The 25,545-nt window shown below is 34.7% G+C and carries 10 protein-coding genes and 4 tRNA genes; 8 read left to right on the top strand and 6 right to left on the bottom strand.

The features are described 5' to 3' along the window. The first annotated feature begins 129 nt into the window (after positions 1-129). The 6 genes from alaS to J3U27_RS00980 all read left to right on the top strand — a co-directional run bounded on the left by alaS (position 130) and on the right by J3U27_RS00980 (position 3,603). A complete protein-coding gene (gene alaS / locus J3U27_RS01005; RefSeq protein ID WP_220225106.1) occupies positions 130-2,763 on the top strand; it encodes an alanine--tRNA ligase in 2,634 nt (877 codons plus the stop codon). A gap of 139 nt (positions 2,764-2,902) precedes the next feature. Continuing rightward, a complete protein-coding gene (gene csrA / locus J3U27_RS01000; protein ID WP_065562297.1) occupies positions 2,903-3,103 on the top strand; it encodes a carbon storage regulator CsrA in 201 nt (66 codons plus the stop codon). A gap of 123 nt (positions 3,104-3,226) precedes the next feature. Continuing rightward, positions 3,227-3,319: transfer RNA gene (locus J3U27_RS00995), tRNA-Ser, on the top strand. An 18-nt stretch (positions 3,320-3,337) separates the two neighbouring features. Continuing rightward, a tRNA-Arg gene (locus J3U27_RS00990) sits at positions 3,338-3,414 on the top strand. 16 nt (positions 3,415-3,430) lie between these two features. Continuing rightward, positions 3,431-3,507 (top strand) — tRNA-Arg (locus tag J3U27_RS00985). A 19-nt stretch (positions 3,508-3,526) separates the two neighbouring features. Continuing rightward, a tRNA-Arg gene (locus J3U27_RS00980) sits at positions 3,527-3,603 on the top strand. A gap of 503 nt (positions 3,604-4,106) precedes the next feature. Here J3U27_RS00980 and J3U27_RS00975 read toward each other — a convergent pair. After that, a complete protein-coding gene (locus J3U27_RS00975) occupies positions 4,107-4,379 on the bottom strand; it encodes a DUF4190 domain-containing protein (protein WP_065734217.1) in 273 nt (90 codons plus the stop codon). A gap of 600 nt (positions 4,380-4,979) precedes the next feature. On the opposite strand from J3U27_RS00975, the gene serS reads away from it, so the two are divergent. Beyond that, the gene (gene serS, locus J3U27_RS00970; RefSeq protein ID WP_065734216.1) at positions 4,980-6,272 is read left to right on the top strand and encodes a serine--tRNA ligase; all 1,293 of its coding nucleotides are present in this window, start codon (positions 4,980-4,982) and stop codon (positions 6,270-6,272) included. 74 nt (positions 6,273-6,346) lie between these two features. After that, positions 6,347-7,243 carry an EamA family transporter RarD gene (gene rarD, locus J3U27_RS00965; RefSeq protein WP_267376592.1) on the top strand — a complete coding sequence of 299 codons (897 nt, stop codon included), beginning with the start codon at positions 6,347-6,349 and terminating at the stop codon, positions 7,241-7,243. Positions 7,244-7,296: 53 nt separating this feature from the next. Here rarD and pflA read toward each other — a convergent pair whose 3' ends face one another. From pflA to J3U27_RS00940, 5 genes are all read right to left on the bottom strand, one after another. Next, positions 7,297-8,073, bottom strand: a complete 777-nt coding sequence (pflA, locus tag J3U27_RS00960) for a pyruvate formate lyase 1-activating protein (RefSeq protein WP_267335049.1) — start codon at positions 8,071-8,073, stop codon at positions 7,297-7,299. A 243-nt stretch (positions 8,074-8,316) separates the two neighbouring features. After that, on the bottom strand, positions 8,317-10,599 hold the full coding sequence (gene pflB / locus J3U27_RS00955) for a formate C-acetyltransferase (protein ID WP_267336726.1): 2,283 nt from the start codon (positions 10,597-10,599) through the stop codon (positions 8,317-8,319). 64 nt (positions 10,600-10,663) lie between these two features. Further along, on the bottom strand, positions 10,664-11,512 hold the full coding sequence (gene focA / locus J3U27_RS00950; protein ID WP_218058385.1) for a formate transporter FocA: 849 nt from the start codon (positions 11,510-11,512) through the stop codon (positions 10,664-10,666). Between the two features lie 293 nt (positions 11,513-11,805). Next, positions 11,806-21,627 (bottom strand): SdrD B-like domain-containing protein, encoded by a 9,822-nt coding sequence (locus J3U27_RS00945; protein WP_267376590.1) that lies wholly within the window; start codon positions 21,625-21,627, stop codon positions 11,806-11,808. Next, positions 21,627-25,169: a hypothetical protein gene (locus tag J3U27_RS00940; RefSeq protein ID WP_267376588.1), complete on the bottom strand. Its 3,543-nt coding sequence runs from the start codon at positions 25,167-25,169 to the stop codon at positions 21,627-21,629. Before J3U27_RS00940 ends, J3U27_RS00945 begins: the two co-directional genes overlap by 1 nt. Positions 25,170-25,545 lie beyond the last annotated feature (376 nt).

Here is a 25,545-nt window from a genome sequence, read left to right as displayed (position 1 = left end):
ATTTTATTCCTTATTACTTATTAATAGTAACTAGATCAATCGTTGTACTAAGAATATTTACTTTTCAACTTAAGTTGTAACGGGTATATTACTATGTCTAAAAATTTATCGTTTAATATGGAAGCATAAATGAAAAGCACTGCAGAAATTCGTCAAAGTTTTCTTGACTTTTTCCATAGCAAAGGACACGAAATCGTTGCAAGTAGTTCCCTTGTTCCACACAATGACCCAACACTTTTATTTACAAATGCGGGAATGAATCAGTTTAAAGATGTTTTTCTTGGTATTGATAAACGACCTTATACCAGAGCAACAACATCTCAACGTTGTGTACGAGCAGGCGGAAAACATAATGACCTTGACAACGTAGGTTATACTGCTAGGCATCATACTTTTTTTGAAATGCTTGGGAATTTCAGTTTTGGCGATTATTTTAAACGTGATGCGATTCATTTTGCTTGGGAACTACTAACCAGTGAAAAATGGTTTAATCTTCCAAAAGACAGATTGACTGTTACTGTTTATGCAACTGATGATGAAGCATTTGCTATTTGGGAAAATGAAATCGGTATTCCTAAAGAGCGTATCATCCGCATAGGCGATAATAAAGGTGCACCATATGCATCCGATAACTTTTGGCAAATGGGTGATACAGGACCTTGTGGGCCTTGTACAGAAATTTTTTATGATCATGGTGATCATATATGGGGTGGACCACCTGGAAGTGCAGAAGAAGATGGTGACAGATTTATTGAAATTTGGAATCTCGTCTTTATGCAATTTAACCGCCTTGCTGACGGTACTATGGAACCTTTGCCTAAACCATCAGTTGATACTGGTATGGGGCTTGAACGAATAGCAGCTGTGTTACAACATGTCAATTCAAATTATGATATTGATCTGTTTAAAACATTAATAAAAGCTGCTGCTGAAATCATTCAAGTTAAAGATTTAGAAAGTAAATCATTAAGAGTAATTGCAGATCATATACGTTCTTGCGCCTTTTTAGTTTCTGATGGAGTCCTACCTTCAAATGAAGGGCGTGGTTATGTATTACGTCGAATTATTCGCCGAGCAGTACGCCATGGACATATGTTAGGTGCTAAAGATATTTTCTTCTATAAGCTAGTTAAACCATTAATTGACGTAATGGGAAGTGCTGCTAATGAATTAGCAAATAATCAAAAGATAGTTGAAAATACACTTAAAACTGAAGAAGAGCAGTTCTTAAAAACATTAGAACGGGGTTTATTCTTACTAGACCAAGAGTTAGGTAAGATTACTAACAATGTATTACCTGGCGATATTGCTTTTAAACTCTATGATACTTATGGTTTTCCATTAGATTTAACCGCTGACGTTTGTCGCGAGAAGAATATCACTATTGATGAAAATGGCTTTAATCAATGCATGGAAGAACAACGTAAACGAGCTCGTGAATCTAGTTCATTCAGCGTTGATTATAGCAATATGATTAAGCTTGATGATAAGACAGAGTTTTTAGGTTATCAATCTAGCGAAGCTTCAGGAAAAGTGATTGCAATCTTCCAAAATGGAAACAAAGTTGAAACAATAAATGCCGGTGATCAAGCTGTTGTCATATTAGATAAAACACCATTTTATGGTGAATCTGGTGGTCAAGTTGGCGATAAAGGTGTATTAACCGCTGCCGATTTAGTATTTAACGTTTCAGACAGCCAGAAATATGGTAAAAGCATTGGTCATATAGGTAAGGTCACCAAAGGATCATTGAAAGTTGGTGATATAGTAACAGCTGCAATCGATGTAGAGATACGTGAACGCATTCGTCGTAATCATTCTGCAACACATTTGTTACAAGCCGCGTTACAACGTATTTTAGGAAGTCATGTACATCAAAAAGGATCATTAGTTAACGATAGCTATCTTCGGTTTGATTTTTCACATAATCAACCGATTACATCAGAACAAATTGAAGAAATTGAAAATTTAGTTAATCAACAAATTCGACGTAATTTACCAGTAGACATAGAACTCATGCCTATTGATCAGGCTAAAAATAAAGGTGCTATGGCGCTATTTGGTGAAAAATACGAAGATATTGTAAGAGTATTAACTATGGGAGATTTCTCCATTGAGCTTTGCGGTGGAACACATGTTGATAGAACTGGAGATATAGGGCTATTTAAAATTATTTCTGAGTCAAGTATTGCATCAGGAGTACGTCGTATTGAAGCTACTTCAGGTCAAAATGCGATGGAATATATACACCATGAATCCAATTTGCTAAATCAAATTGGACAATTGGTTAAAAGTGATAAATCTGCTGTTTTATCACGAATTGAGCAACTGCTCGATCAAACCAAAACACTTGAAAAAGCAATAGAGCAGTTAAAAGCCCAACAAGCTAGCCAACAAAGTGGGCAATTGCTTAATCAATGTGTGGAAATCAATAATAAAAACTTACTAATTGCTAAGGTTGATAACGTCGAGGCAAAAATGTTACGTACCATGATTGATGATCTCAAAAATCAATTAAAAACTGGCGTAATTATTTTAGCTGCTGTCAATGATGGCAAAATCAATTTAGCTGCTGGTGTAACCAATGATTTATTAAACATTGTTAAAGCTGGCGAATTAGTTTCTCAATTAGCATTAAAAGTAGGTGGTAAAGGCGGTGGGCGGCCTGATTTCGCCCAAGCAGGTGGAATGGATCTTTCGGCGTTACCAGAAGCGTTATCTTCTGTAAAAAAGGAAATCAGTAATAAATTACAAGCAAGTTAGCCGGAAGTACTCCAGTGTTGTTAATTAGACATTAGTGTATTTCTGTAAAATTACGTCTTTCTATCTCTTCGATAGTAGGCTGACGAAGCTATATCTTAAAATTGTTTGGATATATACTTAACTGATATTAGGAGATCTAATGTTAATTTTAACTAGGAGAGTAGGTGAAACACTTATCATTGGTGACGATGTTGTTATTACCGTCTTGGGCGTGAAAGGTAATCAGGTCAGAGTCGGTATTAACGCACCTAAAGAAGTTTCTATTCATAGAGAAGAAATCTACAACCGTATTCATCAATCACAAGACAAAGTTGATGAATTAGTTCAACCCAAAGAGTAATATTGGGCACTAAATAAACAACCAGCACGTGTTCGCAAAAAAATGTTTGACTTATTTTTTGTAGAACGTAATATGTGCGCCACACATTATGATTTTGTTGTTCAAGCAGAGTCATAATGTTTTGGTGAGATGGCCGAGAGGCTGAAGGCGCTCCCCTGCTAAGGGAGTATGCGGTCAAAAGCTGCATCGAGGGTTCGAATCCCTCTCTCACCGCCATTTTAAAAATTAAAATATGCATCCGTAGCTCAGCTGGATAGAGTACCCGGCTACGAACCGGGCGGTCAGGGGTTCGAATCCCTTCGGATGCACCATTTTAAAATCTAATACGCATCCGTAGCTCAGCTGGATAGAGTACCCGGCTACGAACCGGGCGGTCAGGGGTTCGAATCCCTTCGGATGCACCATTTTTTTACGAACTTACAAGCATCCGTAGCTCAGCTGGATAGAGCACTCGGCTTCGAACCGAGCGGTCAGGGGTTCGAATCCCTTCGGGTGCGCCATTTAAGCATCCTAAAAACCTTCTTCGATTTATAATGCCAATTAAACGTTATATTGAATATCATAAAAGGTTATACTCATTAACAATGTTATTTACTTTTAGCTTATTAGGACTACAAACTATTTTAAAAACGTTGAATGCTATAAATCACTATACAAAGCTTTTTCTGTTTTCCCTTAAATATTACCCTACCCGCTCTTAAAAAGCTTCGTACAAGCTTAAATTTTAAATTGGCAATAATAAAATTAAAGTACATCGACTTAGAAAAATAAAGTTATAAAAAGAACATCAAGGACAACCGAAAAATAATTACTTAAAAGCTTTGTTTATACTTTCAATGATGAAATTAAAGAATTAAATATTAAGAAGCCTATATTGAATGTTTGATATGAAATGCAATGCGTTTATTGCAGAAACAATTGGGTATTTATTAGAACACAATCTTTTATTCATAATAAGCTGACAGCTTTTAATTCACCATAACATTATTCTTTATTTATGAGATTAATGGTTAGCTGATAATAATATACTGCCAATTACGAAAAAGAATAAAAACCATAATACAAGGGTAATGATTCCACAAACGATTCCTGCTGTTGCAAAACCAGAACCACTTTTGTTATTAGTTTTTATATCACTTTTAGCAACTGCACTTAATACTATAGCTACAATAGCTAATACAATGCTTATAAGGCCTATTGGGATTAGTGATATAATTCCGCAAACCATCCCTGCTATAGCTAAACCACTTATTACTTTATATTGCTGTTGATCCACTTAATTTTTGCTCCGTAAAGATTTCGAAAAGTTAAACAAATTGTGATTAAGTATAATATTATCGGTTTAGCAGATCAATCTAAGACAGATTCCACTTTACCAATGGCAAATCATAATAATTTATTCCATTAAATATCTTAATAAGATTTATATCAGCAAAAATATACATATAATCTTAAATAAATGGTTTGTACGTTGATTTACAACTATGAAATACAGAAAAATAGACTTCAACTCAAAATACAGCATTGGTATTATAAAATTTACTAAAAAATGATTGTTAATAACTTGTATTTGTTTTTCCTTTTATGAATAATAGTTAAGTTAAAATATTCAACAGTATTAGCAAATAAAATAATAAATAAAATTTATATATGTATAAAATCAGCGTATATAAAAAATGATTATTTTTTATCCTATTGAACTACATTGGTTTATGGCTATCAGTTAGATTTCTTCGGGTTTACCACTTCGGTTGAAACCCGATATAATTCTAGTATACTAAGCTCACAAATTTCATATGTGTTATTCATCATATTTTTTGTTAACTCAAACAGAAAATTAAATAGATAACATTAATAAACGATAATGGACTTTTTTATGTTGGACCCAAATTTACTTCGAAACGAATTAGATCTTGTTGCTAGCAAATTAGCACGTCGTGGTTTTAAATTAGATGTTGAAACCATTCGACAATTAGAAGAAAAGCGCAAAATATTACAAGTTGAAACTGAAAATTTACAAGCACAGCGTAATGCCCGCTCTAAAGCTATTGGGGAAGCTAAAGCACGTGGTGAAGATATTTCAGTTGTACGAGAAGAAGTAAACCAATTAGGCGAAAAGCTTAACAGCGCTAAAGCAGAGCTTGATATCCTTTTAAACCAAATTAAAGATATTGCATCCAACATTCCAAATATCCCTGATGACTCTGTACCCGATGGTAAAGATGAAAGCGATAATGTTGAGGTATCTCGTTTTGGTACACCAAGGACTTTTGATTTTCCAATCCAAGACCATGTCGCTTTAGGTGAACGTTTTGGTGGCCTTGATTTTGCTGCTGGGGTAAAACTTACTGGTGCACGTTTTGTGGTGATGAAATCACAATTAGCCCGTTTACATCGAGCGATTACTCAATTTATGTTAGATCTGCATACTGAACAACATGGCTATGCTGAAATCTATGTTCCATATCTTGTTAATCATGCTACCTTATTTGGCACAGGTCAATTACCTAAATTTGCAGGTGATCTTTTCCATACTAAACCTCTCGATGAAGAAGCTGAAAGCAGTAACTATGCATTAATTCCAACGGCAGAAGTGCCGGTAACTAACTTAGTGCGTGATGAGATACTTGATGAAAGCCAGCTTCCGATGAAAATGACTGCTCATACACCTTGTTTCCGTTCTGAAGCAGGCTCTTATGGCAAAGATACCCGTGGCTTAATTCGTATGCATCAGTTTGATAAAGTTGAACTTGTGCAAATTGTTAAACCGGAAGAATCTATGAAAGCTTTAGAAGAGCTGACAGCACATGCGGAAAAGGTTTTACAGCTACTTGAATTACCATACCGTAAAATCGTATTGTGTACCGGCGATATGGGCTTTGGTTCATGCAAAACTTACGATCTTGAAGTTTGGGTACCGGCTCAAAACACTTATCGAGAAATCTCGTCTTGTTCTAATATGTGGGATTTCCAAGCTCGCCGAATGCAAGCTCGATATCGTAATAAAGCGGATAACAAAACCTATTTAGTCCATACCTTAAATGGCTCAGGATTAGCTGTTGGACGCACATTAGTGGCAATCATGGAAAACTACCAACAGGCAGACGGAAGCATTAAAGTGCCTTCTGTTTTAGTACCATATATGAATGGTGTTGAAGTAATCGGTTAACCATGTACTAAAAGTTTGCTTACTTCATTTTTAGCGCTATTAATTAGCGCTATTTTTTTATTAAAGGTGGAAAAATGATTAAAGGTGTTGTCCTTTCAATACTCGCATCATGCCTTTTTGGCTTACTTTACTACTATCCGGTTTTACTACAGCCTCTTCCTGTGGTTGACATCTTTTGCTGGCGTTTATTAACCTCGTTTCCAGCCATAGTGGTGTTAGTCTTTATAGAACACCAGTGGTCTGCAATTAGGGATTTATTTAAGCGTATTAGAGAGCAACCGATGATTTTAGTCGGATTGATCTTTTCCTCCCTATTGTTAACTATTCAGATGTTAATTTTCATTTGGGCACCGCTTAATGGGCATGGCTTATCGGCTTCTTTAGGTTATTTCTTATTACCATTAACCATGGTGATTTCAGGTCAAATTTTTTACAAGGAAAAACTCAGTTTTTTGCAAAAGATTGCCGTTTGTCTTGCTGCTATCGGCGTAGCCGTTGAAATCTATACCACAGGCGCATTTTCGTGGGAAACAGCAGTGGTTGCATTGGGTTACCCCATTTACTTTATTACACGTCGTAAATTGCAAATAGAGGGGATTTGTGGCACCTTTTCCGACTTCTTTTTTATATTTATTGGTTGCGTGATTTATTTCGCCTTTAATTACCCATTTAGCCAGATTGTGAGTGATATTACGCACTTTCACATTTTTATCCCAATGCTAGGGATCATTACTGCTATCGCCTTTGCTATGTACTTTTTAGCTAGACGACTATTACCTTTGGGATTATTTGGTTTGCTTGGATATGTTGAACCCGTTTTATTAACGCTTGTATCAGTTCTATTTTTGCATGAATCGATCTCGGCACAACATATTATCTCTTACAGCTTTATTTGGTTGTCAGTATGTGTACTTGCGCTGGAGGGAACGATTTTTGTTTTGCGGGCAATAAAGCGTAAAAGAATTAAATAAAAAAGGATAGCAACTAAAAAGGTACCCTAGCTGGTACCTTTTTTATTATCATGTTATTTACTAAATGTAACCGATTGACCATAACTTTCTATGATCTGTTGTATTCTGTCTAAGGTTTCTCGTGGTGGCGCCTCTACCCCTTCTAACTGATATTTATCCCCTATTGTATCCCATTTGTAAGCGCCCATTTTATGATAGGGTAATAACTCTACTCGCTCAATATTCTCCATACCTTGAATAAATTGCCCTAAAAGATGTGCTGAATTATCATCATCAGTCCACCCCGGAACGACCACATATCGTATCCATGTTCGCTTATTAATTTTTTGTAGATATTTAGCAAACTCGAGCACACGTTTATTAGGTACGCCAACTAGTTTCTGATGTATTTCATCATTGATTTGTTTAAGATCTAACATGACTAAGTCTGTCACTTCCATAAGTGCTTCAACTGTGTGATCTAACTGTCTTGCATAACCATTGGTATCTAAACATGTATGAATACCTTCTTGATGACAAGCTTTAAACCATTCAGTAATAAACTCAGATTGTAGTGTCGCTTCGCCGCCAGAAGCGGTTACGCCCCCGCCATTAGGCATAATAAAACTTTTGTAAGTAACGATCTCTTTCATCAGTTCATCAACAGTGACTTCACGGCCTGCTTTTAAATCCCAAGTATCTCGGTTGTGGCAGTACAAGCAACGCATCAAGCAACCCTGAAAAAAAACAATGAAACGTATACCTGGCCCATCTACGGTACCAAACGACTCATAAGAGTGGATGCGACCTTTGATTGGTTGCTTTGTTGTCATAATAATATTTTGTTCCATAAAAATTCTCTAGTGCTTGCTCATATTACTTTTTTATTGTTTAAGATATTTTAACTCATATGATACTTTCTTACACCAATTGTATTAATTGGATAATCGCTTATTAAATTAATGATGAGAATAACAGTTGAAAAACATTCTTTTTAAGAATATTGATATGGAATCAATAAATCTTAATCTTATTCTGATAAAAAAATAGCGCCTCAAGTAGGCGCCATTTTAAGTTAGTATCAGTTAACTAAATTACATTGATTGTGTGAAAGTACGTGTAATAACGTCTTTTTGTTGTTCTTTAGTTAGTGAGTTGAAACGTACTGCATATCCAGAAACACGAATAGTTAATTGTGGATATTTTTCAGGATGTTCCATCGCATCTAATAATGTTTCACGATTTAATACGTTAACATTTAAATGTTGACCACCTTCAATAGTAGCTTCGTGATGGAAGTAACCATCCATTAAACCAGCTAAGTTACGTTTACGAACATCATCATCTTTACCTAATGCATTAGGAACGATTGAGAAAGTATATGAAATACCATCTTTCGCATAAGCAAATGGTAGTTTAGCAACAGATGTTAATGAAGCAACCGCACCTTTTTGGTCACGTCCGTGCATTGGGTTAGCACCTGGTCCAAATGGCGCACCAGCACGACGACCGTCTGGAGTGTTACCTGTTTTCTTACCATATACAACGTTTGAAGTAATGGTTAATACAGATTGTGTAGGAATCGCATTACGATAAGTTTTAAGTTTTTGAATTTTCTTCATGAAACGTTCAACTAAATCAACTGCAATATCATCTACACGTGGATCGTTGTTACCGAATTGTGGATATTCACCTTCGATTTCAAAGTCCACTGCTAAACCATCTTCATCACGAATAGTTTTTACTTTTGCATATTTGATAGCTGATAATGAGTCAGCAGCAACAGATAGACCTGCAATACCACATGCCATTGTACGAATAATGTCACGATCATGTAGTGCCATTAATGATGCTTCGTAGCTGTATTTGTCATGCATATAGTGAATTGCATTTAGTGCAGTTACGTATTGTTTTGCTAACCAATCCATAAAGTGATCTAAACGTGCAAATACTTTGTCAAAATCAAGATATTCGTCAGTGATTGGATCTTCTTTTGGTCCAACTTGCATTTTAAGTTTTTCATCTACACCGCCATTGATTGCGTATAGAAGAGTTTTAGCAAGGTTGGCACGCGCACCGAAGAATTGCATTTGTTTACCAACGATCATCGGGCTTACACAACATGCGATTGCATAGTCATCGTTATTGAAGTCAGGACGCATTAAATCATCATTTTCATATTGTAATGATGAGGTATCAATAGATACTTTAGATGCGAACTCTTTGAATCCACTTGGTAACTGTTCTGACCAAAGAATAGTCATGTTAGGCTCAGGTGATGGACCCATTGTATATAGTGTGTTTAAGAAACGGAATGAAGTTTTAGTAACTAAAGTACGTCCGTCAACACCCATACCTGCGATTGATTCAGTTGCCCAAATTGGGTCACCAGAGAATAATTCATCATATTCAGGCGTACGTAAGAAACGAACCATACGTAATTTCATAACGAAATGGTCAACAATTTCTTGAGCGTCTTTTTCAGTAATTAAACCTGCTTCAAGATCACGTTGGAAGTAAATATCAAAGAATGTAGAAGTACGACCAAGAGACATTGCCGCACCATTTTGAGATTTAACTGCAGCTAAGTAACCGAAATATGTCCATTGCACTGCTTCTTGAGCTGTTTTAGCTGGTCCAGAGATGTCGTAGCCATATTTAGCTGCCATTTCTTTGATTTGACCAAGAGCACGATGTTGTTCAGCGATTTCTTCACGACGTTGCATAGTCATTGCTAAATCAACACCATTTTCAAAATCAGCTTGTAATGAATTGAATTGAGCAAATTTATCTTGCATTAAGAAGTCGATACCGTAAAGTGCAACACGACGGTAATCACCAATGATACGACCACGGCCATAAGCATCAGGAAGACCAGTGATAACACCTGATTTACGACAACGAAGAATATCAGGAGTGTAAATATCGAAAACACCTTGGTTATGAGTTTTACGATACTCTGTAAAGATTTTTTTGACTAAAGGATCAAGAGTTCGGTTGTATGCTTTACATGAGTTCTCGATCATTTTGATACCACCAAACGGGATAATCGCACGTTTTAATGGTTTTTCAGTTTGTAAACCAACAATCTTCTCTAAATCTTTTTCGATATAACCTGCATCATGAGCAGTAATAGTAGAGATTACACTTGTATCAAAATCTACAGGAGCATGAGTAGCATTTTCAATTTTAATGCCTTCCATGACTTTATCCCATAATTTAGTTGTAGCATCTGTTGCGCCAGCTAAAAAAGATTCATCACCTTCATATGGTGTGTAATTTTTTTGAATGAAATCGCGAACATTGACATTACTTTGCCAATCACCCTCTTTAAATCCTTTCCAAGCCGTTGCTTGTACTTCGTTTAAATTACTCATAGTTATTAACCTCAGGTTTACAAAAATATCTATCTACTCTTACATAAGGGTAAATATTATAAAATCAATGTGGCTTACGAAGATGTAAAGCCCAATTAGGGATAGCGACTAACAAGCCTCCTAAAATATTCCCGATAGTAACAGGAATTAAATTATTTACAATAAAATGCTCAACGGTTAATGCCTTAAATGAATCAGGAGATATTCCAACAGTAGTCCAAAACTCAGGTGATGCAAAATTATTAATTACAATTCCCATAGGAATCATAAACATATTTGCAATACTATGTTCAAAACCACTTGCAACAAACATTGCTACAGGTAATACCATAATTAGCATTTTATCAAGTAGACTGCGACCAGCATAACTCATCCAAGCAGCTAAGCAAACCATTAAATTAGCTAATAAACCAAGAAATACAGCTTCGATGAAAGTATGATGTAATTTATGATCTGCGGTTTGTAATACATTCAATCCCCACAAACCATTGGCTACCATATATTGCCCAGAAAACCAAATAATTCCTACAAATAGTATAGCACCGATAAAGTTACCAATATAGACCAAAATCCAATTACGGAACATTTTTATCCAACTAATTTTATGTGTCATTTTAGGTAAAATGGTTAAAATAGTTGAAGTAAAAAGATCTGTTCCACAACATACAACAAGCATCAAACCTAACGAGAAGCAGATACCGCCAACTAATTTAGCCAAGCCAAAAGCAACGGTTGAAGTCCCTGTTGTAGCAGTAATATAGAAAACGAATGCGATAGAGATAAAAACACCAGCAAGGATAGCTGATACTATAGTACTAGTAGGGTTTTTATTTACTTTATAGTTGCCAAGTTCCTCGGCGATTTGGGTCATTTGCGCGGGAGAAAACGAGTCCACAAGCTTATCATTACTCAAGTTGACATCCTCAAAAAAACTATGCTTTTATGAGGCGCATAGTATACTACTAATTTAAGTCAGATCATCAATTTTTTAGTTAAAAAAAAACATTTTTTTTAACCAATTGTTTTTTTAGTTACTTTTCAATGTTTTTTTTCTGCACTTAAATAGTTAATATTTAGAGATAAACAATTATAAATCAATGTAATTATCAGTTAGAAATAAAAAATTCCGCCCTTTTCCTAATAAATCAGAAAAGGACGGAAATTAAGGTGGTTTAAAATTTGGATCTTACGATCCAAATTCATTTGTTATTGACTCTTTTCCTCTGAAACTGTGAAGTCAACTTTACTTGGTAAGCCTGGTGATACTCTCACTACTTTAGGATTACGCCCAATTACTTCATAGCCTTTCGGTAGTGATCTTGTATCTAATTTAAGAACAAAATTCGCACCTCGTTCCCAACGTCCACCAGATACACCGACTATGTGATAACGACCACTAGCATCAGTTGTAATAATTTCACCACGTACAGTAACTAGTTTTACACCACCTAAGCCTTCTTCACCTTCGTCCTGAACACCATTACCATTTTTATCAACATACACTTTTCCGAAGATTAGTGCATCATCAAATAATGGATCAGCAGTAACAGTTACTGTTGCCTGAGAAGTATTAGATACAACTTTTCCATTTATTGAATTAACTGCTACAGCTGTATTAGTGTATTCACCTTGAGTGACACCAGCACCAACAACAAGCATATAGGTAAAGGTTAATTCACCTTTTGGTTTTAATTGAATAAGTTGTGAATTTACTGTTCTTCCTCCAGTAGGATCTTCAACTTTTTTACCATTAAGGCGAGTGGAGCCTTTAACAAATTTAAAGCCTGCTGGTAAAACGTCTTTGATCTTAATAGTTGAAACGCGTGAACTATTATTCGTTATTTTAATAGAGTAAGGAACAATATCACCAACCGTTACCTTATCTTTTAATGCAATTTTAGCAATAGTTATATCAGCATCTGAACTACGATAACCTAATAAAATTCCATATGCTAAATTACTTGTTCCATCATTTACCATAACTGGTACAGTATGTTCACCACCTACACCATTAAAGTTTATTGTAGCCGGTGGGTTAGAGAGATTAATTAAATCATGCTCTACTAAATTACCACTAGCATCTCTATACTTATCAAATGATGGTATTAGATCATATAAAGGATTACCTCGACCTACACTAACAGTTCCATCATTATAATCGCCATAAAGAACACGGATAAAGTAACGTGCGCTTGTACTACGAGTAGTATCACTGATTAGATTACGGAAATTAAATTTACCATTGTCATTGCTGGTCGAAACAATTGGACGACCATTTCTATCCATTATATGGTTTTTATTACCATCTAATAAGTAAACTTTTACTCCAGATAAACCTTTATAACCAGATACTCCAGTTAAACCAGCACCTTGATTATCATCTAGAACTTTACCTTCGATAATACCACCATTGATATAACCAAAGTTTTGATCAGATAACTTACCTGTAATATTTATGACGGCAATATTCGCAGTTTGCGGTAATTTTAATTCACCACTTGCATTATGATGGGCATCATCAGGGTCAAAGCTAGCTTTTAGTGTTGATGGTACGCCAGCAATTTCAATACTCCATTTGCCCGGAATAAGATTAGCAACATCATAATCTATATCACCAGCAGCTAAATTACGTGTGAAGTTAATTGACGGATTATTCACATTTTTAAAGGTAATTGTTATTGGAGCATTAATAGCTGTATCTATTGAAGGATTATATTCTCCATCATCATTATTATCCAAGAACACTTTACCTTTAATGCCACTAATACCACTCCAAGCAAATGTAACGTTTTTAGCTTGATCTGTTGCACTAGCAAACTGATAGGTTTCTTCCATCAAGTTATCTGTTTTATTGATTGTTGCGGCAATATTACTATCAGTAAGCATGAAGCTACTAATGTAACTATTACTTCCCATACTAACTTTAACTTTATAACTAATACCAGAAGCTAAATTGTCAAATTGATATTTACCAAGCTCATCAATATTTGTTCCAGTAGTAGTTGCGGCTTTCTTATCAATTAAATTATCGTCTACAAATAACTCAACTTGATAATTTGGAATTAGAGAATCAATACCGATATCCCGAGATGAAATAGCATTACCATCTTGAGTATCAACATCAATTACAACTTGACCGCTAATACTTGCTTGTCCCTTCAATCCAAAATCAACATTCGTGACCAAATTAGAAGATGTTGCTTCAATTTTAATTCTTGTTCCATTTGTTATAGATGTTGAATTTGAACCTTGAGGCTGAATCACATAACTGTAACTATAACCTGCAACGGCTGTTGCGTTTACAGTTACATCCCATTGACCTTCAGCTATATTATTAATTTCATATTGACCATTAGGATCACTAATTGCAGTTAATACTATATTATGATCATTAACATCTCTTGCCTCAACGGTAACTCCCGCTAAAGTTGTATCGTATGTTTGATGCACACCTTTTCCAGAAACATCTTTATAAATAGTTCCTTTCAAGGTTTTTTGGCTCTTATAACCATAGTCAATCTGAGCAAGATCTTGAGTAGCAGATGTTAATGCTAATGTATCATGATTAATTGCAGACCCACCATTTATCATAGCTGGACTGAAACTGATTTGATAGCCAGCTCCAGTCAAGTTACTATCATTAACAGTCAATTCATAATCATTATATGCGGTAAGGTTTTCAAACTTATAACTACCGTCACTTCCTGTAGTTGTTGAAATAGCCGTTGTACCGTTTAAACCATTTGCTTTAAGGGTAACCTCTACACCGCTTAATGGTCTATCAATTGATGCTGCATGATAATTTAAACCGACATTATCATTTACATCCACGTCAACAACAACTTTACCTGATATTTTTGCACTACCTTTCAAACCGAAATTAATATTTTTTCCTACCGTATCATTTGACGCGATTATTATTTTCAATTCGCCAGGGTTAACTTCGCTAATAGTTGCATTACCTACGGCAGCATCAAAATAACTATAATTCCAACCTGACGGTGAATTTGAAATTTTAATTATCCAAGTACCAGCAATCAGATTGTTTAGTGAATAACTACCATCTGCAAGAGAAACTGCATTAATAGTTAAATTATTACTTTGATTAACTGCGGTAATTCCAACACCTGCTAGCGGAGGATAGTTAGTATTATGCTGACCATTACCCATAATGTCTTGATAGATATGTCCACTTATACCTAAATTAGATTTATAACCAAAGTCATTCCTATCTGATTGCGCAGCATCGCCTGAAATAGAAATTGTCGCAATATCCGAAGCAGTATTTGCTGATGCTTGACCAGAAGGACTAAAGCTAATGACATAACCATTTAATTTATTAGATGGGTCAGTCACTCTAATTCGGTAGCTACCATTAGCTAAATTATCAAAAGTAAATTCACCATCACTATTCGATACCGCTTCCTTATAAATAACGGTATCACTATTTGGGTCTATCAATTTTATGGTTAAACCATCGACACCAGTATCGAATGATGACAATTGCTCATCCGCATCATTATCAAACACGACTTTACCAGTAATCTTAGCTTGGCCTTTCATACCTAAATCAAGTTTGATCTCATTGCCAGTATTTGAATCTACTTCATAAGTGATACTATTATTATTGACAGCAGTTGGGGTTACCACTTTTTCAACAAAATAACTATAGTTTAAATCAGTTCGTGTCGGATGAGAGACAGATACTGTCCATTTACCTTCAGTAATATTATTGAAGGTAAATTCACCGTTACTTCCTACAGTTTTAGTATGAGTTACATGCTTATTGTTACTCAATTCGCCTTCAACTTTAACTACCGCCCCATCTAGTTTTGGATTAAATGTTTTTTCAGACTCATTCCCACCGATATCTAAATAAACATTCCCTGATAATTTACGATCAAACTGATACCCAAACACTCTTGTATTTGGATTTGCTTCAAAACTTGTATCATTTGGTCCATTTACATTAAAAGTTGCTGTCTCAGATACAGGTGATGGATTTCCAGGACTAAAGACTAATTTATAATTAGAATCACTCACATTACTACTTATTTCATAATTATAAGCGCTCAATCCTGTTATTTCGAAAAGACCAGTTGATGCATCAACAGTAAATTCTTTTGTTTTAAATCCAGCTTTATTAGTTGCCGAAGTTAGTGTTATTTTCGGCGTTATAGGAGTAGCTAGCTGACCAAAGCTTATATCGTTAGAACTATAAACTCCATCACTATCACGATCAATAACGACATAACCGGTAATCTTACTATTACCTCGATAACCAATATCAATGTTATCAACAACATTTTGATCAGCTGTCACTTCAACTTCTAACGATAAATTATTACTTTGTTGTATTGGAACAACATTATTTCCAATAGTCGTATAATTTAGAACATAACTATTCCAATCAGTTATTGTTTGTGAAGATGCTGTTGAAATAGCCCATGTTCCTACCGGAATATTATCAAATACAAAGTTACCATTTGGATCAGTTGTTGCTTCAAATGGAGTTTGTCCACCACTGAAATTTGAACTTGATACTTTCGTTAGAACCAGTTTAACACCTGCAAAACTAGTGTCTACACCGGTTCTATCTTTGCTATCATCAACATCAATAACAACTTGACCTGATACTCGTCCAGTATATTTGAAAGCTGTACTGCTATTAAAATCATTATCAGTTAAAGGTTCAAAATTGAATGTATTAGTATTATTCGGTATATCAGTCGCTGGTACTAATACAGTCGAATTAGGCGTACTAACCTTAATTTGATAATTATAATCTTTTGGTAATTTATCAAACAAATATTGCCCATTTTTCGATGCATTACCATTCAATGCAATGTTAGCCGTTTTTGTCTTGTTAAGCGTTTTAAAAGTATCTGTATTTGGTTCTTGATAAGATAATTCAACCTCAACATCATTAGTCAGTTTTTGATCAGTTTTAATCTTATCACTATTATTATCTATCCAAACATCACCACCTAGTTGTAGTTTACCTAAAACTACATAGTGATTATCTAATGATCCCTCTTCTTTCAATGCTTTTACAGGAATAACAATATCTTGCGCTCTATTACCTGCTTTACTGAATTTAAAGTCATAGCCCGGAAGAGTGTTCATTTCAATTTTAACTGAGTAATCAACATCATTTCCATATAAAAGATCTGCAAAATGATAGTGCCCATTGGTTGTCAATTGTGTCATTAACAACTGACCTGTACCATTTAAACCATCATAAAGCTTAACTGTTACTTGGTTTGAACTATTGATTAAATGTGCATACTCATTCAATCGACTTGTATCAGTATTAGTATCATTAAAATCGACATAAATATCACCTTGGATACCATCATGGCTTGCTTTGCTATAGAAGAAGGTTTTATCCGTTACCCCTGAATTAGTAATAGCAATACCTGAAATAGTATCAATTGGTTGAGTAGTGCTCACACTATTTCGAACAACAACATAATATGCTGGTGGATGTTTCACGTTAACTTTATAATTTCCACTCGGTAAATTATAGAAATGATATTCACCATTCTCATCGCTATTTTGACGAGCCATCTCTTTACCGTTTTCATCAATCAAACTCAATAAAACATTTTTCAATGGTTTATAGTTTGTAGGATCTGGATCATCAATTAATGTTTTACCAGAAATACCACTATTTATTGCTGTAGGGCTAGTAATCCCTGCTGAAGGATTAGGGTTCGTCCCTCCAGCTAACAAGAAGTATTTACTTTGTTGGTTTTGCCTTCCCGAACTAAAGCTAATTGGCGATAAAACTGTATTGGTATTTTTATCAGCATTAGAAATAACACCATACCCACTAGGAGGCACAATTTGAACAACATAAGTATCATTAAGTTGATTTTTATCTAAATCAAAACTATAAACCCCAATTTGATTAGTTTTTATCGTCTTAAATGGACTACCAGTTGCCGTAGGTCCCTTATATAAATTTATAGTAACATTTTGTACTGGCACATCACCTGTTTTATCGAAATTAATATCTGCTTCACCATTATTATTAATATCAATTAACACATAACCATAAATAGAGGAATCACCTTCTTTTTTATAAAGAAAATCTAACGCCCCATTTGGTACAGTTGGATTGCTTTGTGTAATTTTAATATTAGAAATTGTGTCAGATAAACTTTTCAATTCATAACGACTTGTATCTAATCCTTCAGCTGTGACTTTAACTTTATAGTCATCATATAACAGGTTTGTAAATTTATAATTACCATTACCATCTGTCATTGTATATGAGTAAACATTATTAGAACCATTACGATATAACTCTACTCGAACCCCTGTCATTGGCACGTCACCATTATTAGGTTCAAAAATACCATTGTTATCATAATCGTAATAAAGTTTTCCACCAATTTCAGTGGTTTCTCTTAATCTTAGTAACCAATATTGATCTGGAGTACCATTTTGCAATAGTTCTACCTGCATATACTCCAAACCATTTTGTACTTTATTCGGTAAATAGCTGCCTTTCGTTTGACCACTATTACCTACTATTTCGAATGCATTATCCAACCCTTTTAGTTTTAACATCATGTTGGAAATATATAATTTATTCATCAACCTTGCATTTGTCTTGTTATAGACAAATCTAGCGTTGTCTTTTACTCCCTTATCTATAAAATCTGGTGTATTGAATAATGATTCAAAACTTCCACTGTAATGATTTTTATAAAGACGAGGAGTAAATACCCCTTCAACAGTTATTTTGGAAGGATTATACCTTTCGAGTTCTTCTTTAGTTAACAAAATTGACTGATCATTCTTAACATTTGAACCAGTAACATCCAGATAGATATTACCTGAAACAGCTTCAGTTAACGCTTCTGGAGCTGTATTTGCTTGCATAAACCACTGTTTATCAGCTTGCATTCCATTAGCTAAAGATCCATCAGCTTGAACTTCAAACTGCAATGTACCTGGTTCAGTCGCAGGATCTTGATCGGCTATATCAATATAATCATCAGTGCTAGTCTTATGCACAATTTTATATTTACCTTTCGGTAAAGATTTTAAATCGAATGCATGATAATAATCACCAATATCTGCCCAATATTCATAATGATCGTTATCCCAATAATAGAGAGCAAAATTTCCTTTACCGACTTCAATTGTTTGCTCGCCTGCATATTGAGTGTCACCATTTATATCATTAATTGGTGCACCAGAAATAGTACCTTTACCTTGCATAAGGAAGTTTTTAGTAATAGGCGCATCAAGTGTTGTAAATTTAACTCTGTAAAATGGATATAAATTCTCACTAGCGTTTGTAACTGTTTTTATTCCATCATATTTTACCTTAATCATATAATCTGTATTAGGAGTTACATTATTAAGTTGCCCATTAAATGTGTAGTCACCTTTACCATCTGTGATTTGCTTATCAAGAAAGTTTATACCATTTTCCGTACAATCGCTTTCGTTACCATCACGGCAAAGTAGAACTGTTGCATATTTCAATGGCAAATCATTAGAGTTATAAAGTTGTCCTGTTTGGATCTTACTGTCAGCTAACCATGTATCAAGGTATACTGTACCTCGGATAACATAATCATCGACTCTCAACTTATACCAAAAATTGGTATTAGTATTAAATACTCTACCGCCATTAACTGATAATTCAATTTGTGATATGGTTTTTTTGTTATTACCTGGATCTATACTAAACCCTTTATTTTGGTCATTATTTTCAAAAACTAGATCCCCGTCTTTGATATTACTAGCCAAACCATATGTCTGTTTAGCCGTAATTCGATAATCACCATTCGGTAAATTAGTAAATTCATATTTACCATTTTCATCAGTAGAAAAGTTAGTAAATTCGACCCATTCACCGTCAACTTTCCTATCCAAAACAACTCGATTATATTTAATAGCTGTATCATTATTAGGAACATAACTACCTAAAACACCTGGATGACTATTATTTAAATAAACATAACCTGAAATAGTATTTTTCTGTTTAGGTACAAAAATAAGTCTATCGTCCCAAACTCTACCAGGGGTTAGCATCACCGTGAAATTCTGTAATGATGTAGGTTTTTCCAGAAGATTAGTATCATAACCTTCAACCGTATAATTAAATAATCCACAACGGTCAATATAATAATTCTGAAGGTCTCTTAAACCATAATACCCTGGTCTTTTATAAGTTACTTCAAGTTTATTATTTTTAGAGTCAGTTGCTTGGGTAACGCCATCTTCTTCATAAAATACTATCTTAGTATAGGTACTGGCTGAATTTGCCTCCAATCCATTGTAAGTTGTACTCCAACTCCAATGTCCTCCAGCTGTTTCTAAGTAGTTAACAACCATTAAATTACCCAAAGCTTCTTGCACTGGTGAATACCAGAAGTTTTGATATCCTTTCTTAGTATTTAAATTAGGAATAATAATTTCTTTTCCAGCAATATTATCTTTTGTATTGTTGCTTAATGTGACTTTACCTTTATGGCTACTTCTTGAATTTGGTGAAGTACTCGTTGATTTCCCATCAGTATCATTGATGAAATAGAATTTAGTCTGATCAATACCAGATTCAGTCAACAGAACTTTGTAATCTTTACCTTTAGTAAGACCTATAAATTGGTAGAATCCTGTTGTACCATTCGTTTTTGTAGTGGAAATTTTTTTCCATTCTGAACCAGTATGTTGATAAAGTGCTACTTTTGTTGACATTCCTCGGCTACCAACCGAAGTATCATAAAGATTATTATCCGATTTGCCTGAATCGGGACCGCTGCTAAGATATTGTTGTGATCCGATAACAAAAACATTACCTGATATACTAGATAGTGTTGTATCATTTGGGTCAATCTGGAATAAGAAATCAGGACCTGTTGGATTACCTATCTCATCAGGTATTTTCGCTTTCTTTCTCAGATCGCTTGGTAAATATTTAAATGGAGGTGCAGGAACATTTGATACTACAATATCATAACTTGCTACAGCTAAATCACTGAAACCATAAAAACCATCTTCTCCCGTAGTAACTGGATTTGTACCCATAACAGGGATAGTAGTATTCTCATAATAAATATCAACTCTTATTCCTTCTAATCCTGGATCGCTACCGACAGTGTAAAGTCCATCATTATCCATATCAAACGCAATGATACCATCTAGCTTATTCGGATTTCGCTTTTTGAGATTAAAAGAGCCACTTTGTTCAGCGCCTTTCATTGCAAATTTAATTTTATCATCATAGGTATTATTACCATTTGGTAAAGTAACATCCCACAATTTATACTTTAAACGCTTTAAAAAAATATCAACTTCAGCATCAAAGTAAACAGTATATTCATCATTCAATAATGTGTTTTTTATCTCAACCTCACCATTAGAATTAGTATCTAATACTATTACATTTTTTGTTGATGCATTAAGCAATTTAACGGGAAGATCATTAATCCCCTGATTATTATAATCTTTAACTTTAAGGTGAACAGTTCCACCATTACCTTTTAAAAATAGATTTTGACCCAATTCACCAGTCATACCACTGACTGAAACTGACTTGGAAACACTTTCATTATTTGTTGTTTTCACTTCAACACTATAAGAACCTAATGAAGATACATCAAATTCATAAGCTCCATCTTCATCAGTGTTTACGCTAGCAATTTTCGCACCTGTATAATCTTTTAGTTCAACAGGTAAGTTTTTTAATGGGAAGTTGACATTATTAGAGTTACCATCATAATCCAGAAAGACTTTACCTGAAATCGGTATCGCATTTGCTACCGATAGAGCCATAAACGAAATAAAAAATGAGAACAACACTAAATTAAAGTGTTTTATTATCGCTTTATAATTAAAAACTTTTATTAATGATCTTCTTTTAGATTTTGTGTTATGCTCAGTTCGCATTATCTTTTCTCCTGATATGCGTAAATTCTTTTTAACGTTTTCGACTTTTTGATCTGATTTCACTTGCATTTGTAAATGCGGTTGACCATTTTTAACTTTTTGCCAACTGTTCATTAGAAACTCCCCACGACATTTACAAACCAACCATGTGAACGGTAGTTCAGGTGCGTTAAGTTATCGTTATAATCAGTGAAGTTGTAACCTACACCCATCTTGATATTGTCACCAACATTGCGATAAACACTGGTGACTAAACCATCTTTATGGTCATCGGCTAAGCTTGTGCGTAATGTTCTTCCTTCTACCTGATATTCCCAATCGCCAAGTTTGTAATTGACTCTTAAGGCATATAAGTCTGCGCCTGATGAGTACCAATTACTTTCGCCTTTGTAACGTAAATGCCCTTGACGGTGCGCCGCTTTAAACGCCGTCTCCCAATTTGCATTCCATTCATAAACCCCTTCTAGCGACCACACCCAGCTCTTCTGATCATATAAGCTTGATGTGTAACTTTTACTGCCTGATGAGGTAGAGTTTGCGATTAGCTGATCGTCAGGATCTAATCCATATACATAGGTCAGTTTTCCAAATAGATTTAGGTTATTAATGGCTTGTGGCCGATAAGCAAAACCAACCATTGATTCAGTATAATTGCTTACAACCTTATCATCGCGTTCACCTAATGTTTTAGCAAAATCAAACTGAGTAAGCCAACTTAAGTTTTCACTTACGATAGTTTTAGCACGGTTTGTTGTGACCCATTGTTTGATACGCTCACTCGCTTCATCTATACGATATTCAAGGCGATTACGCATTTGAAATTTTTCATTTTTAAAGCCATAACCTACTGCATATACATCTCGGCGAGTTTCATCATTTCCTGTCAAACTGGTACTATTTCGATTACGGTTATTTACTCGACCGATAGAGTAAGACCCTTCGACATATTGCGCTTCGGTTGGTTTATAATTGACACCATAGATATCTGAAGTAGTGTGATCGATTTTGCTGGTTTTAAATTGACGCTCAGAATATAACTCCATTTTACTTGTCGCATTGGTTTTTCCACCAAAAACAGTAGTTATTCCACGACCAGAAGTTGAATCGACATCATTTAATAATTTGGTGTATAAACTGGTTCGTTCATTAACATCCCAGCTACCTTGTACACCACCCCCTGCTCCTCGGTTAGAACCAAAAACTTCAGCACCGATATTGATGCTTTCAGTCACTTGCGAGTTATAACCTAGCGTCGTGCGGTTATCATCGGCAACATCACCTGATTTATTTAAGGTTAATTGTTGGATGATATAACCTTTATCTCGACCATCAAAGAATGAACGTTCTAATTTTGCCGCTACTAATGTTTCTTTAGTTGAATCACTACCATAATTATGATCATTTCGTTGTTGGAGCTCTAAAGCGGTTTTATATAATTCACCTAAGGCAGTGTAGTATTGTGCGCGAGTAATTCGTTCAACGTAATTTGCTTTATCTTTTTCTTGACTATGACCAACCAATACACCTTGTTTATCTGGTTCAAAATCATAACGCAATTCACCGCCCCACTCTTCTAAATCACTACTACGTGCTTTAGCAAAAGATGAAAAACCTTCTTGTTGCATCGAGTAATAGCCTTTGAAACTTAGTGGAACATCTTTTTCAGTAAAATCATTAAAATCGATTTTTTGTTCTATTTTCCAAGCAGCTCCACGAGTATCACCTGATAGCACAGTTTCAGTAAATGATAGACCACCATTGCTCGATACAAATATATCGTTCATTTTCGCTTTGGTTTTGGCGTATTCTAATTGAGTATGTGTTCCTTGCGTTGGTCTTACAATTAAATCCACACCTTTCAATTCATAATTATCACCACTAGCCTGATCTTCACTTAGGTAAGTTCCCCCAATTCGTAGATAATCGTTTAACCAGTGATAAGCTCTTCCACCAAAAACTTTCTGACCTTCAAGGTCAAATCCATCCGAGTAATATTCATATTCAGCAATAATCCAAACTGGATCACCACCAACTAAGTTTCCACCTTCGATAATGGAACTACCCGAGCCACCACTGGAGGTCATTGGTAATGGTTTAGTTAGCATTATACGACCTTGGAATTGGTTAACTTCATAATCCACACCTTCGGTTAAGGTACTGGTACTTAATACTCGTCCAGTGTTACGATCGCGTACTTCGACCGAAAGTTTTAAACTACCTTGAGTTACACGTTGATGTTTCAAAAAGTATAAGCTACCACCAGTTGAGGCTAATTCATTATGACTACCTCGTGTTTCACCATTTGATAAAAATATGGTAGCTAATGTACGAGTATCGCCATATTTTGTCGTCTGCTCACTTTCATGGTAAAGCTTAGCACCGTATAGACTTCGGTTAAAATTTGCAAATTCATTGCCAGTAATTTGGGTATTATAATTACCCCATAACCCGTAATTTTTGCCTTTCTCTAACTTAACATAGAACTTACCTTCGGTATCAACATCACTTTCAGTAGTTGAGTCATCACCATAAATTGGATAATAAGCTTGAGGATCGATTTCTCGAACAAAACGCGTTGGGTCTTTTTCACCTAAATGACCAAATGCATTTTTTAATTTGGTTTCGGTGGTATCTAAATGAGCTGTTAAGCGATAATCTTCTTTATTGGCTTTTAAATAAAATGCAACTCGACCATCCCAACTACCTTTACCACTATAATGATGGCTATCAGCATCTTCTACTATTGATTGGCCTTCACCGCTAACATTATTTTGTGCATATGTGACATCAACAATACCAACATAAAAAATATCATTTTCTTTTTGAACAACTAATTTTTCGTTTTGTGAATGAGTTTGACCAAATTCATCTTTCCAAGTTAAATCGAACTGATATTCTCCTGGCGATAAAATCATCTCTCGCATGGCACGACCACTATTATCCACAACCAATCGTTCACCATTTAACATCACATCTTTTTTATCTTTTAGTCCCGCCATTTGAATGACAACTTTACGATCCTGCGCACCACTGACAATGCCTTGATGATCGATCCGACTTTCTCCAAAACCAGGAATAGTACTATCTGATTTTAATTTACCAAAGGTCAAGTTAGTGGCTGGTGAGGAAGAAATATTGGATTTGCTATATGAAATAAATTCACTCTCTTGTTTTATACCATGGCCTAATGTACTAAAGTTAACAGCATGAACGTTATCTTTTAAGCCGTCATGACTAGTCGTGGTTAAAATCGCTTTATAATCACTATCAATTGACAATGGTTCCCCATTGTCGGTATCACCTTGCCACAATAACGCTTCATATGGGCTAATTTCATTAAACTTCAATGTTTTTATTGGATGTTGGTTATCGACATCAGACTGGCGATAAATAGTGATTTGATATTCTGCTATTTTGCTCGGATAGTTGGTATAGACATAAAGCCCCATTGGGGTATTGAATAAACCTTGTGATGTTAATTTAAGCTTCGGATTATAGATACTTAAATTTAGTTTTTCCGCTGAATTAAATTCATCGCGAATAATATTTAATTTTGGTACGGTCTCTGTACCCGCATAAACACTATTTGAACCAAGTAAAAATGCAGCACTTATACTTAGATAAGAAATGTTACGGAAACGATTAAATTTGACCATGAACTATTATTTCCTTTCACTTAAATACATCTTGTTGTTATAAAAATAGAGCTGAAGAAATTTCAAAATTAAAGAAATGAAAATTTTCTATATATTTATTTACAAACATATAATTATTAAAAATTTATTATAAAAATTTTGATATATTCTAGATTTGACCTTGATAGCCAGCAACTTCATATTTGATAAGAGTTGTAAGCCAAAAAAATGTTATAAAACAAATTATTAAACGTCATACACAACTCTTGAAGTAAGCTTTTTTAAAGAAATGAAAGGGAAAGGTTAAAATATTAAGATTTGCATAAGAAATATAATGTTTTTTAAAAGGACCATCACAATATTACATTATTAAAAATAATGTGATAGCCCTATAAAG

Source organism: Gilliamella sp. B2911, assembly GCF_026536965.1.
Lineage (GTDB): Bacteria > Pseudomonadota > Gammaproteobacteria > Enterobacterales > Orbaceae > Gilliamella > Gilliamella apicola_E.
This window is presented reverse-complemented; position numbering and strand designations above follow the sequence as displayed.

What these genes read in the sequence shown, in the direction of transcription:
- J3U27_RS00945 (WP_267376590.1), bottom strand. Translation starts at nt 21,627, where the DNA reads ATGAACAGTTGGCAAAAAGTTAAAAATGGTCAACCGCATTTACAAATG.
- serS (WP_065734216.1), top strand. Translation starts at nt 4,980, where the DNA reads ATGTTGGACCCAAATTTACTTCGAAACGAATTAGATCTTGTTGCTAGC.
- pflB (WP_267336726.1), bottom strand. Translation starts at nt 10,599, where the DNA reads ATGAGTAATTTAAACGAAGTACAAGCAACGGCTTGGAAAGGATTTAAA.
- rarD (WP_267376592.1), top strand. Translation starts at nt 6,347, where the DNA reads ATGATTAAAGGTGTTGTCCTTTCAATACTCGCATCATGCCTTTTTGGC.
- J3U27_RS00940 (WP_267376588.1), bottom strand. Translation starts at nt 25,169, where the DNA reads ATGGTCAAATTTAATCGTTTCCGTAACATTTCTTATCTAAGTATAAGT.
- csrA (WP_065562297.1), top strand. Translation starts at nt 2,903, where the DNA reads ATGTTAATTTTAACTAGGAGAGTAGGTGAAACACTTATCATTGGTGAC.
- alaS (WP_220225106.1), top strand. Translation starts at nt 130, where the DNA reads ATGAAAAGCACTGCAGAAATTCGTCAAAGTTTTCTTGACTTTTTCCAT.
- pflA (WP_267335049.1), bottom strand. Translation starts at nt 8,073, where the DNA reads ATGGAACAAAATATTATTATGACAACAAAGCAACCAATCAAAGGTCGC.